Annotated in this window: 12 protein-coding genes; 9 read left to right on the top strand and 3 right to left on the bottom strand. The window is 48.6% G+C overall.

What is annotated here, in order from left to right; all coding sequences use genetic code 11:
- Positions 1–12: 12 nt before the first annotated feature.
- On the bottom strand, positions 13–1,116 hold the full coding sequence (locus ACTHTG_RS05100) for a stealth family protein (RefSeq protein WP_107696785.1): 1,104 nt from the start codon (positions 1,114–1,116) through the stop codon (positions 13–15).
- Positions 1,117–1,234: 118 nt separating this feature from the next.
- Here ACTHTG_RS05100 and ACTHTG_RS05095 point away from each other — a divergent pair, with 118 nt between their 5' ends.
- The 7 genes from ACTHTG_RS05095 to ACTHTG_RS05065 all read left to right on the top strand — a co-directional run bounded on the left by ACTHTG_RS05095 (position 1,235) and on the right by ACTHTG_RS05065 (position 8,747).
- Positions 1,235–2,413 (top strand): polysaccharide biosynthesis/export family protein, encoded by a 1,179-nt coding sequence (locus tag ACTHTG_RS05095; RefSeq protein WP_070837136.1) that lies wholly within the window; start codon positions 1,235–1,237, stop codon positions 2,411–2,413.
- Positions 2,414–2,424: 11 nt separating this feature from the next.
- The gene (locus ACTHTG_RS05090) at positions 2,425–3,594 is read left to right on the top strand and encodes a capsule biosynthesis protein (protein WP_107696784.1); all 1,170 of its coding nucleotides are present in this window, start codon (positions 2,425–2,427) and stop codon (positions 3,592–3,594) included.
- Complete coding sequence (locus ACTHTG_RS05085) at positions 3,594–4,391, top strand: ABC transporter permease (RefSeq protein ID WP_004519071.1); 798 nt, start codon at positions 3,594–3,596, stop codon at positions 4,389–4,391. The genes ACTHTG_RS05090 and ACTHTG_RS05085 overlap by 1 nt, the downstream gene beginning before the upstream one ends.
- Positions 4,388–5,038 (top strand): ABC transporter ATP-binding protein, encoded by a 651-nt coding sequence (locus ACTHTG_RS05080; RefSeq protein WP_003747991.1) that lies wholly within the window; start codon positions 4,388–4,390, stop codon positions 5,036–5,038. The genes ACTHTG_RS05085 and ACTHTG_RS05080 overlap by 4 nt, the downstream gene beginning before the upstream one ends.
- A gap of 64 nt (positions 5,039–5,102) precedes the next feature.
- On the top strand, positions 5,103–7,376 hold the full coding sequence (locus ACTHTG_RS05075; RefSeq protein WP_308538561.1) for a Tex family protein: 2,274 nt from the start codon (positions 5,103–5,105) through the stop codon (positions 7,374–7,376).
- A gap of 635 nt (positions 7,377–8,011) precedes the next feature.
- Complete coding sequence (locus ACTHTG_RS05070) at positions 8,012–8,359, top strand: hypothetical protein (protein ID WP_039861883.1); 348 nt, start codon at positions 8,012–8,014, stop codon at positions 8,357–8,359.
- 46 nt (positions 8,360–8,405) lie between these two features.
- On the top strand, positions 8,406–8,747 hold the full coding sequence (locus ACTHTG_RS05065) for a hypothetical protein (protein WP_004519067.1): 342 nt from the start codon (positions 8,406–8,408) through the stop codon (positions 8,745–8,747).
- A 57-nt stretch (positions 8,748–8,804) separates the two neighbouring features.
- On the opposite strand, the gene ACTHTG_RS05060 is transcribed toward ACTHTG_RS05065, so the two are convergent.
- The gene (locus tag ACTHTG_RS05060; RefSeq protein WP_004519066.1) at positions 8,805–9,695 is read right to left on the bottom strand and encodes a LysR family transcriptional regulator; all 891 of its coding nucleotides are present in this window, start codon (positions 9,693–9,695) and stop codon (positions 8,805–8,807) included.
- 127 nt (positions 9,696–9,822) lie between these two features.
- Between ACTHTG_RS05060 and ACTHTG_RS05055 the strand changes: the two genes are divergently transcribed.
- On the top strand, positions 9,823–10,218 hold the full coding sequence (locus ACTHTG_RS05055; RefSeq protein ID WP_070587938.1) for a DoxX family protein: 396 nt from the start codon (positions 9,823–9,825) through the stop codon (positions 10,216–10,218).
- A 15-nt stretch (positions 10,219–10,233) separates the two neighbouring features.
- Positions 10,234–10,839, top strand: a complete 606-nt coding sequence (locus ACTHTG_RS05050; RefSeq protein ID WP_285070932.1) for a nitroreductase family protein — start codon at positions 10,234–10,236, stop codon at positions 10,837–10,839.
- 112 nt (positions 10,840–10,951) lie between these two features.
- Here the strand turns inward: ACTHTG_RS05050 and cysS are convergent, their stop codons facing one another.
- Positions 10,952–12,373, bottom strand: coding sequence for a cysteine--tRNA ligase (gene cysS / locus ACTHTG_RS05045; protein ID WP_004519063.1), 1,422 nt, complete (start codon positions 12,371–12,373; stop codon positions 10,952–10,954).
- Positions 12,374–12,377: the final 4 nt, after the last annotated feature.

The raw sequence follows: 12,377 nt of genomic DNA, 5'->3' as shown, positions 1-12,377 counted from the left end.
GACCTTTTATTTTTATTTGGTTTTGAAGTAATTTTCCAGCATTTGAATCAGTTTGTCCTGGTAGTTTTCGATCTGTTGCTGGCTGTGAAAATCGTTGGCACAAAAAGAGTGTGGCTGCCGCCCATTTTTTTTATTTTCCAAGAGCTTGATATATTGGGCAGGCGCTTTGTTGGAACGGATATTAAAATAATAACATATTTCATTACCTACTGTAGATTTCCTGTTTAAAAACATCAGCCAAGGTACGAGGAAGGTGGCAAGGTTGAGATCGTGGTTAGAACGGAAACGGTTGGATAAAAAGGCTTCAATCTCAGTACGGTAGTGCTGCCAAGCAAATTGAAAGCTGCTTTTATGTAGTGGGATATAGGTGTGTACTAACGGACGGTCGATGCGGCAGTCGTAGTGCTGTTGTAATAGTGCGATACAGTTTTTTGAGGCGGAAAGAGTGGGTGTATCGGTTCCTCTTTCGGACATTTGTTTTAAGCTTTTGTCTGCAATAAATAGTGAAGCAATGCCGTTGGCGTGAAAGAAGTGTTCCTTCGGTAATGGTCGGGCAACAAATACATCATCGTTAAAATAGATGAAGTGTTCATTTAGATTGGGAATGTTGTGCAGGTGTGCTTCGATTACATGCGAATTGAAGGTGGGCAGGTATTGCGGGTCAATGATTTGACTGTGATCTATTATGCTGACGTTGGGATAGTCGGCAGGATTGAGCCAGTCGGGGCGTTGGTTGTCGGTAATGATGTAGATATGGTTAACCCACGGCAGGAAGGTACGCACGCTGTGAAGTGAATAGTAAAGTTCGTTGTGGTTGCTGAAACGGGCCTCGTCATTATTGTGAAGTGCGTTTTGTTCGGCAGTAGGGCTATGTTGGCGGCGGCGTTGCTGCCATTTGGGATCTTGGTTATTTACCCATGTGAAAACGACATCAACTTTAATAGGGGGAAGGTTGATACTATTTTCAAGTTCGGCTAAATACAGGGTGTTGTCGATAATGACCGGTTCGTCAGACTCTGTTGTACGCTGTTCGGCGTTGCGGACAGGGTATCTTTTGTTGAGATAGTCGCGGAAGAATACACCTGGTTGTCGAATCAGTTTTTTAAGTTTTCTCATGACGGTATTCACTGTAATGTGATGTTTTTGATACTTATGTCAGGTTTTCAGACGGCCTAATATTTCATCAGGTGTTATAATGGTCGTGCTTAATTAAAAGTATAGTGAGATTTAATCAATGTTGAAAGCAGAATGTCTTACCCGCAGGGGCATGTTATTGTTGTGTGTCAGCCTGTTGGCCGCATGCTCTTCTCTTCCTAATTCTGGTCCGAGTACGCGAAATGTTGTTGCTTTGGGGCAACAGCCGGCTACGGCCGAAGTGCCGGAGGTGGAATTGATTGATGTGAATGGTGCGGTGGCTCAGTCACTATATCAAGCGCAAGTTAATCAGTCATTTGCTCAGTTGGGCGATGGTACATCATCAATAGGGGCTATCAATATAGGTGATGTGCTGGACATTACGATTTGGGAAGCTCCTCCGGCTGTGTTGTTCGGCGGAGCTTTGTCGTCTACCGGTTCGGGTAATGCGCAGCAAACTAAGCTGCCCGAACAGATGGTCAGCTCTTCAGGTACGATTTCTGTGCCGTTTATCGGCGATGTGTCTGTCCTTGGTAAAACACCGGTTCAGGTGCAAAACATTATTAAAGGCCGTCTGAAAAAAATGGCGAACCAGCCGCAGGTAATGGTGCGCATGGTGCAAAACAATGCGGCGAATGTATCTGTTATCCGCGCGGGTAATAGTGTGCGTATGCCTTTGACGGCTGCAGGCGAGCGTGTGTTGGATGCGGTGGCTGCGGTGGGCGGTTCGACTGCGAATGTTCAGGATACGAACGTACAGCTAACACGCGGCAATGTTGTCAGAACGATTGCTTTGGAAGATTTGGTAGCGCATCCGCGTCAAAATATTTTGTTGCGCCGCGGTGATGTAGTCACAATGATTACTAATCCAAGCACGTTTACGTCTATGGGTGCGGTCGGTCATACGCAGCAGATTGGTTTCTCTGTGAAGGGCTTGTCTTTGGCTGAGGCTGTGGGACGTATGGGCGGTTTGCAGGATTATCGTGCAGATGCGCGCGGTGTATTTGTATTCCGTTATGCGCCTTTATCCGAGCTGCCTCCCGAGAAACAATCTAAATGGGTTGAAAAGGGTTATGGCGATCGTGCGGAGATTCCTGTGGTCTACCGTTTGAACCTGGCAGATGCGAATTCTATGTTTTGGATGCAGCGTTTCCCTGTGAAAGATAAGGACGTGGTGTACGTATCGAATGCGCCGATGGCCGAAGTACGCAAGTTCTTGTCATTTGTGTTCTCGCCTGTGGTTAGCGGTGCGAACAGTATTAATAATTTAGTGAACTGATGGGGAAAATAATGTCTGAGCAAGTTTCTGCAAATGTGGATGTGAAACCGGAACAACCGGCTCCTGAAAAGAAAAAGGCCAAGAAGTCTTGGTCGCGTAAGATTAATCCGCTGCTTTGGGCAACGGTTATCGTGCCGACTTTGTGTTCCGGTGTGTATTACGGACTATTTGCTTCTGATCAGTTCACATCTCAGTCCAGCTTTGTGGTGCGTTCTCCTAAGAGCCAATCGTCTTTGAACGGCTTAGGTGCCATTTTGCAGGGTTCGGGTTTCTCTCGTGCTCAAGACGATATTTATACCGTACAGGAATATATGCAGTCGCGATCGGCTTTGGACGCGTTGCGTAAGAAAATGCCCGTTCGTGATTTTTATGAAAAAGAAGGCGATATTTTCAGCCGTTTTAATGGTTTTGGCCTGCGTGGCGAGGATGAGGCCTTTTATCAATACTACCGCGATAAGGTATCCATCCATTTTGACTCTGTCTCAGGCATTTCCAATTTGAGCGTTACATCGTTCAATGCCGGTGAATCTCAAAAGATTAATGATGCTTTGCTCAAACAGGGTGAGGTATTGATCAACCAGCTGAACGAACGTGCGCGTCAGGATACGATTCGTTATGCTCAAGAAGTGGTCAATTCGGCTGAAGAACAAGTTAAAGAGGCTTCTGCCCAATTGACGAAATTTCGTGTATCCAACGGTATTTTCGACTTGAAGGCGCAATCCGATGTGCAAATGGGTTTGGTATCCAAATTGCAGGACGAGTTGATTGTCATTCAAACCCAGCTTGACCAGGTAAAAGCCGTTACGCCTGAAAACCCGCAAATTCCAGGTTTGATTGCGCGTGAAAAGAGCTTGCGTAAAGAAATCTCGCAACAAATGAAAGCGATTTCCGGCGGTGGCGAGGGTTCGTTGTCCAATCAGGCGGCGGAATATCAGCGCGTGTATTTGGAAAACGAATTGGCTGAGAAACAATTGGCTGCAGCGATGACTTCTTTGGAAAGTGCGAAAGCGGAAGCAGATCGTCAGCAATTGTATTTGGAAGTGATTTCCCAGCCGAACAAACCTGACTTGGCGCATGAACCAAACCGTCTGTACAACATTGTGGCAACGTTTGTCATCGGTTTGATTGTCTATGGCATTGCCGTGTTGCTGTCTGCAAGTATCCGTGAGCATAAAAACTGATGAAAGAGCTACATAAAACATCGTTTTTGGAGTCGCTGCTTATCCAAAAAAGGGTAATCGGCGCGCTCTTAATGCGTGAAATTATTACTCGCTACGGTCGTAATAACATTGGTTTTTTGTGGTTATTTGTCGAACCTTTGCTGCTGACTTTGGTTATGGTGTTGATGTGGAAGTTTTTCCGCATGCACAACGTGTCGGCTTTGAATATCGTGGCTTTCACGCTGACAGGCTATCCGATGATGATGATGTGGCGTAATGCCTCTAATCGCGCCATCGGTTCGATTGCGGCCAACACAAGCCTGCTGTATCACCGAAATGTACGTGTTTTAGATACCATTTTTGCGCGTATGTTGTTGGAGATTGCCGGTGCCACCATTGCGCAGGTTGTGATTATGGCTGCATTGGTCGTCATCGGCTGGATTGATGTACCGGCAGATATTTTCTATATGTTGTTGGCTTGGCTTTTGATGGCAATGTTTGCCGTTGGATTGGGGCTGGTCATCTGTTCGGTGGCGTTTCACTTTGAGCCGTTTGGCAAAGTTTGGAGTACCATCAGTTTTGTGATGATGCCTTTGTCCGGCGTGTTTTTCTTCGTACACAACCTGCCTCAGCAGTTGCAACACTATGTGCTGATGCTTCCGATGGTGCATGGTACAGAAATGTTCCGTGCCGGATATTTTGGTAACAGCGTTACGACTTACGAAAATCCTTGGTATATTTTGTTGTGTAATTTAGTTTTGCTGCTGCTTGGTTTGGCGATGGTGGCGAGATTCAGCAAAGGGGTTGAGCCGCAATGATTTCAGTTGAACACGTTTCCAAACGCTATCTGACCCGCCAAGGTTGGCGGACAGTCTTGCACGATATCAACTTCAAAATGGAGAAGGGCGAGAAAATCGGTATTCTCGGCCGCAACGGTGCAGGTAAATCGACGCTCATCCGTTTGATCAGTGGCGTTGAGCCGCCAACCACGGGCGAAATCAAGCGGACGATGAGTATTTCTTGGCCTTTGGCATTCTCCGGTGCGTTTCAAGGCAGCCTGACCGGTATGGACAATTTGCGTTTCATCTGCCGGATTTACAATGTCGATATCGATTATGTGAAGAACTTTACCGAAGAGTTTTCCGAGCTGGGGCAATATCTTTATGAGCCGGTTAAGCGTTATTCTTCAGGTATGAAGGCGCGTTTGGCATTTGCTTTGTCGTTGGCGGTAGAGTTTGACTGCTATTTGATTGACGAAGTGATTGCAGTGGGTGACTCGCGCTTTGCCGATAAATGTAAGTACGAGTTGTTTGAAAAGCGCAAAGACCGTTCTATCATCTTGGTGTCACACAGCCACAGCGCCATGAAGCAATATTGCGATAATGCGATGGTGCTGGAAAAAGGGCATATGTACCAGTTTGAAGATATGGACAAAGCCTACGAATATTATAATTCGCTGCCTTAAAGCGATTGTTTTTTAAATCAGGCCGTCTGAAATTTCAGACGGCCTGTCCGTTGGAATTCTATTGATGAACATTACTCAAATCCTCTCCCAAGAACTCTCCGCCACTGCCGCGCAAATCAATGCTGCGATTGAGCTTTTAGATGATGGCGCAACCGTACCTTTTATCGCGCGTTACCGTAAAGAAGCTACAGGCGGGCTAGATGATACGCAGCTGCGCCAGCTTGCCGAGCGGTTGCAATATCTGCGCGAATTGGAAGAGCGCAAAACCGTTGTTTTAAAAAGCATTGAAGAGCAAGGCAAGCTTTCAGACGACCTCAGGGCGCAAATTGAAGCCGTCGACAACAAAACCGCGCTGGAAGACCTGTATCTGCCCTACAAACCCAAACGCCGCACCAAAGCGCAAATCGCACGCGAACACGGTTTGCAGCCGCTGGCGGACGTGTTGCTTGCTGAGCAGCCGCAGGATGTTGAAGCCGCCGCACAGGACTACCTGAACGAAAACGTCCCTGACGTAAAAGCCGCGTTGGACGGCGCGCGCGCGATTCTGATGGAGCAGTTTGCCGAAGACGCAGAACTCATCGGCACGCTGCGCGATAAGTTGTGGAACGAAGCCGAAATCCACGCGCAAGTCGTTGAAGGCAAAGAAACCGAAGGCGAAAAATTCAGTGATTATTTCAACCACCGCGAACCCGTCCGCACCATGCCCAGCCACCGCGCGCTGGCGGTTTTGCGCGGCCGCAACGAAGGCATTTTGAACATCGCGCTCAAATACCAGCCCGACGACACGCCGATTACGCAGCGAAGCGAATACGAGCAAATCATCGCCCGCCGTTTCAAGGTTTCAGACGGCCACAAATGGCTGCGTGATACCGTGCGCCTGACTTGGCGCGCAAAAATCTTTTTGTCGTTGGAACTTGAAGCCCTAGGCCGTCTGAAAGAAGCCGCCGACACCGACGCGATTACCGTGTTCGCCCGCAATCTCAAAGACTTGCTGCTCGCCGCGCCCGCCGGACGGCTGACCACGCTGGGTCTCGACCCCGGCTACCGCAACGGCGTGAAATGCGCCGTAGTGGACGACACGGGCAAGCTGTTGGATACCGTCATCGTCTATTTGCATCAAGAAAACAATATGTTGGCAACGTTGTCGCGCCTGATTAAACAACACGGCGTGAAACTTATCGCCATCGGCAACGGCACCGCCAGCCGCGAAACCGACAAAATCGCGGGCGAACTGGTGGGCGGAATGCCGGAAATGGGGCTGCACAAAATCGTCGTTTCCGAAGCCGGCGCGTCGATTTATTCCGCGTCCGAACTGGCGGCGCGCGAGTTCCCCGACTTGGACGTTTCCCTGCGCGGCGCGGTGTCCATCGCCCGCAGGCTGCAAGACCCGCTCGCCGAGTTGGTCAAAATCGACCCCAAATCCATCGGCGTGGGGCAGTATCAGCACGACGTGAACCAAAGCCAGCTCGCCAAATCGCTGGACGCGGTGGTCGAAGACTGCGTGAACGCCGTCGGCGTGGACGTGAACACCGCCTCCGCCCCGCTCTTGGCGCGAATTTCCGGCTTAAATCAAACCCTTGCCCAAAACATCGTCGCCTACCGCGATGAAAACGGCGCGTTCGACAGCCGCAAAAAATTGCTGAAAGTACCGCGTTTGGGCGAAAAAACCTTCGAGCAGGCGGCAGGCTTTTTGCGGATTAACGGTGGCAAAGAGCCGTTGGACGCGAGCGCCGTCCACCCCGAAGCCTATCCTGTTGTCGCCAAAATGCTGGCGCAACAAGGCATTACCGCCGCCGAACTCATCGGCAACCGCGAGCGCGTGAAGCAAATCAAAGCCTCCGACTTCACCGACGAACGCTTCGGCCTGCCGACCATTCTGGACATCCTGTCCGAGCTTGAAAAACCCGGTCGCGACCCGCGCGGCGAGTTTCAGACGGCCTCATTCGCCGAAGGCATCCACGAAATCAGCGACTTGCAAGTCGGCATGATACTTGAAGGCGTGGTCTCCAACGTCGCCAACTTCGGCGCGTTCGTGGACATCGGCGTCCATCAGGACGGCTTGGTGCACATCTCTGCCTTATCCAATAAATTCGTCCAAGACCCGCGCGAAGTGGTGAAAGCCGGCGACGTGGTGAAAGTGAAAGTGCTGGAAGTCGATGCCGCCAGAAAACGCATCGCGCTGACCATGCGGCTGGATGACGAGGCTGGTGGCACAGCCAAAGGCAACAGGCCGTCTGAAACCCGACATCAAGAACGCCGCGACCGAAAACCCCAACGCAACGACCGCGCCCCGACCAATTCGGCGATGGCGGATGCGTTTGCGAAGTTGAAGCGGTGAGGTAGAAAACCAATTAAAGGTCGTCTGAAAACTTTTCAGACAACTTTTGCCGGCATTTACAGTTGTAATGATACGTTTGTTTTAGTTAAATTCCGTTTATCTGAAATGGATTGTAGATTTTAGATGTAATGGTATTTTACTCAAAATTATAAGTTGAGTATCTGTTTAGTATTTTGTTATTGTTATGAAAGATTATTGGAAAACAGATATTGTTTTAGACTACTTTTGAATATTGGGTTTGTAACCCATTCTATATTTATTAAATTAATAAAAGATATTTCGGTTGAAATTTTAAAATATGGTAAAGATTTTTATATGTATTTTTTATTTTATCTTTATGATATGTTATTTTTTATTAGGTGGAATTTTATATGTATACAGGATAGAATATTATGATATTTTTATTATTTTTGTAAGAATTAATAATTATATATTCTATGGTGGGGGATCACTCTTTTTTTTCTTTCCTCTAGTGTAAAGTTTATTATTGGTAATATTACAGAGTCAAGTAAATTTTTTAAACAAATTAATATGATTTTTTATATTGTTCAGTATATTAATTTATTTATATTTTTTGCAATTTGTATTTCCGTTTTTTGGGTTGTGGTTTTTAGTTTAAAATTTGGAGTATGAGAATGCCAAACGCTGGATTTAGTTTTTTAAATATTGCACGCGAAAATGGATTAAGTACTGCTGATGCGATTCAAAATGCTAATAATATTCAGAAATATTTAGCCACGCCTGAAGCAGATAGAAATTCATTGGATGGCCTTGATGCTGCAATCGCAGCCTTATCTTTCGCCGCTACAAGTGCTGCTATGGGAGCTTCTGTAGCCAATGCAGGTCTCTCTGGTAATGCAAATGCAGCTGGTGCTATGTTGACGGGAGCTGCATATCAATTGAATGGGGCAGTTGCTTCAGCTTCTATGGCTGCAACTTATGCATATTTGAAGAGTAGTAGGTATCTTCAAATAAGCGTATAGTTCCAAATATCACAAACCCATCATCACAACCTTAGGAGTTCAAACCATGAAACCTGTTTTGTTTGCTGCGCTGATTTCCTGTTTCTCCGTTGCTGCGTATGCGGCCTGTACCGACAGCCAACAGCAGTGCGTGATTTATAAAAACGGCAATGTTGCGACAGAAGGCGGCTGTACGGTCAGCAAGTGTCAAAGTGCCGATGCGCAAGTGTTGAAATGGAAGCTGAAAAACGGCAAAGACGTCACCGTGGAAATCGGAAAAAACGGTAAGGTTTTGGTGAACAAGAAACCGGGTGCGAAAGCGAACAACAGCAATGCGTCAGGCATGGGTTTGACATGCTATGCCGCTGATGCGGACAAACGCGAACAGTTCTGCTCGACCAATTATTGATTGAATTGTTGCTTTGATTAAAGGCCGTCTGAAAAGTGTTTCAGACGGCCTTGATGTTTATCCTTCCGATATTTTTTCATTGAGAAAGTCAATAAAGCTGCGCACTTTCGCACTGAGAAATGCCCTGTCGACATAGGTGGCGTTCAGTTGATCTGTCCAGATGGTGTAATCGGGCAGGAGTTGGATTAATGTGCCCTCCTTCAATTCCTGCTGAACCGCCCAAAGGGGCTGATAGCCTATGCCTGCGCCTGCTTTAATCAGTTCGCGGATCATCAGCGTGTTGTCGCTGCGGATAACCGGGGAGAGGTGGAGAATGGCTTTTTCTCCGGTAATGCGGTGGGTAATCTCCCAGTTTTGTTGACTGGTATAGGAAGGCAGGATGGCTTGATGCTGCATGACGGATTCGGGCGTATCGGGTGTGCCGTGTCGGGCCAGATAGTCGGGAGCGGCAAGCAGGACGAACTCGATTTTGGCCAGCGGTTTGACGATCAGCGAAGGGGAGGGGGTTTTGGAAACGCGTAAGGCGAGGTCGAAACCTTCGGCAATGAGGTCGATATGGCGGTTGTCGAGGACGAGGTCGAGCGTTACTTTGGGATAACGCTGGCGGTATTCTGCTAGCCATGCGCTCATATTGCCGCCTGCAAACCATAGGGGCATGGTAACGCGCAACATACCTTGCGGCGTGTCGGTACCGCCTGCCGCTTTTTGGGCGGCGGTGTCCAAGGTATCCAGCGCGTAGCTGCATTGGCGGTAGTATTCTTCGCCTGCTTCGGTCAGATGGAGGTTGCGGCTGTTGCGGTGTAAGAGCTTGGCTTGAATGGTGTTTTCCAGATGGCTGACGTGTTTGCTGGCCATGGCGGTGGAAATGCCGAGCTGATCGGCGGCACGGGTAAAGCTGCCGCTTTGAACAACTTGGCGGAAAACTTTTAGGCTAAATAGGGTATCCATTATTTCTTATTAGGAAACGTTGTATCAATAATTCGAGTATATATCTCTTACTGGGAATTATCTATACTGCACTTATTGAAATTGCTCCATACCTCTTCAGGTAGCCATTAAAATAAGGATTATTAAGATGTCAGCCCTCAAATCATTCCAACCTGTTGTATTGTCTGTCTTGCGTATTGTTGCGGCGTATTTGTTTTTGTTGCATGGTACGGCCAAGTTTTTCAGTTTTCCGATGTCTATGGGCGGTGCGCCCGAAGGCTTGATGCTGGTGGCCGGTGTTTTGGAAATTGTCGGTGGTATCTTATTGATATTGGGCCTGTTTACGCGTCCGGCCGCGTTTGTTTTGTCCGGTCAGATGGCAGCCGCCTACTTTATAGCCCACGCGTCTTCTGGTGATGTTTTGTTCCCATTGGCCAACCATGGCGAATCTGCCGTTTTGTTCTGCTTCGTGTTTTTGTATCTGGCAGTAGCCGGTGGCGGAGCGTGGGCTCTGGATAACGTTTTTGGTAAAGATAAAGATTAATTTAAGGAAAAGATCATGACTTATTCTGTTTTGCAACAAGCTGCTGAAACCCGTCGTTCTATCTATGCATTGAACAACACCCTGCCTCTGTCCAATGAGGAAGTAACCAAAATCATCGAACACGCCGTTTTGCATACGCCGTCTTCTTTCAATTCGCAATCTGCCCGAGTGGTCGTATTGTTTGGCGAAGAACATGCCAAAGTGTGGCATTTTGTCGAAGAAGCGTTGCGTGCGGTTGTTCCTGCCGAGCAGTTTGAAGCCACTGCACAAAAACTGAACTTGTTTAAAGCAGGCGCGGCGACAGTTTTATTCTTTGAAGATCAAGATGTTGTCAAAGGCTTACAAGAGCAGTTCCCATCTTATGCGGCCAACTTCCCGATCTGGGCAGATCAGGCAAATGGCATGATTCAATATGCTGTTTGGACAACATTGGCGGCTGCCGGTATCGGCGCCAATCTGCAACACTACAATCCGCTGCCTGATGCGGCCATTGCCAAAGAATGGAACTTGCCGGAAAGCTGGTTGTTGCGTGCGCAAATGGTGATTGGCGGTATTGCAGCTCCAGCCGGCGAAAAAACCTTCCAACCAATCGAAGGCCGTCTGAAAGTATTCGGCGCATAAATGAAATGATGTTTTAAACCAAGGACGCGATGTTTGCGCCCTTTTGGAAATAGCAAAATTAAAAAGGCCGTCTGAAAACAGTTTCAGACGGCCTTTTATCTATGTCATGAAATCAACCGCGGCGCCAAGTCGTACCGCCGGCATTGTCTTCCAGAATGATTTTGTGTTCGTTCAGAAGGTCGCGGATACGGTCGGATTCCGCCCAGTTTTTATCCGCGCGTGCCTGTTTGCGGCGGGCGATTAAGTCTTCGATTTCTTCGTTGGAGAGGCCGTCTGAAACAGCACCGCCTTGCAGGAACTCAATCGGATCGCGTTGCAACAGACCGATGATGCCGCCCAAGGCTTTCAGGCAGCCGGCGAGGTGCGCATCATTGGTTTTGTTCACTTCGCCTGCCAGCTCAAACAACACGGCAACCGCTTCGACCGTGCCGAAATCGTCGTTCATGGCGGCGTAGAAGCGGCGGGTGTAGTCATTGGCGTTTTCGGATAAATCAAACTCAGCCGCAGGAGTGTTTTTCAACGTGGTATACAGACGAGTCAGCGCACCTTTTGCGTCGTCCAAATGCGCGTCGGAGTAGTTCAGCGGGCTGCGGTAGTGGGCGCGCAGGATGAAGAAGCGCACGACTTCCGGGTCGTATTGTTTCAATACTTCGCGGATGGTGAAGAAGTTGCCCAGCGATTTGGACATTTTTTCGCCGTCTACACGGATGAAACCATTGTGCAGCCAGTATTTGACGTGACTGGCAATGCTTTGACCATGATGGGTTTGCGCGTGGTCGTGGCCGCAGGTATGGCCGCTGGCACCGACGCTTTGGGCGATTTCATTTTCATGGTGCGGGAACTGCAAGTCCGCGCCGCCGCCGTGAATATCGAAAGTATCGCCGAACAGGTTTTCACTCATGGCAGAGCATTCAATATGCCAACCCGGACGGCCGTTGCCCCAAGGGCTTTCCCATGCCGGTTCGCCTACTTTGGCCGCTTTCCACAACACAAAATCAAGCGGATCGCGTTTGAAACCGTCCACTTCCACGCGCTCGCCTGCGCGCAGGTCATCCAACGATTTGCCCGACAATTGGCCGTAAGCGGAAAACTCGCGCACGGCGTAGTAAACGTCGCCGTTTGCGGCAGGGTATGCCTTGCCGTTTTGAATCAAGGTTTCAATCATGGCAATCATTTGCGGGATATTTTCCGTTGCCTTTGGCTCGATGTCGGGACGCAACACACCCAAAGCATCGGCATCTTCATGCATGGCCTGAATGAAACGCGCGGTTAGCTCGCCGATGGTTTCGCCGTTTTCAGCCGCACGGGCGATGATTTTGTCGTCGATGTCGGTGATATTACGCACATAAGTGAGCGGATAACCGCACTCGCGCAACCAACGGGCAATCATGTCGAACACGACCATCACACGGGCATGGCCTAAGTGGCAATAGTCGTAAACGGTCATACCGCAAACGTACATGCGCACGTTTTTAGGGTCGATGGGGGTAAAGGGTTCTTTTTGGCGGGTAAGGGTGTTGTAGATGGTGGTCATGGTG

Origin of the sequence: Neisseria sp. P0017.S009, assembly GCF_051957375.1 — a bacterium.
GTDB classification, from domain to species: domain Bacteria; phylum Pseudomonadota; class Gammaproteobacteria; order Burkholderiales; family Neisseriaceae; genus Neisseria; species Neisseria perflava.
Note: the sequence above shows the minus strand (reverse complement) of the source record. Positions and strands in the feature narration are given on the sequence as shown.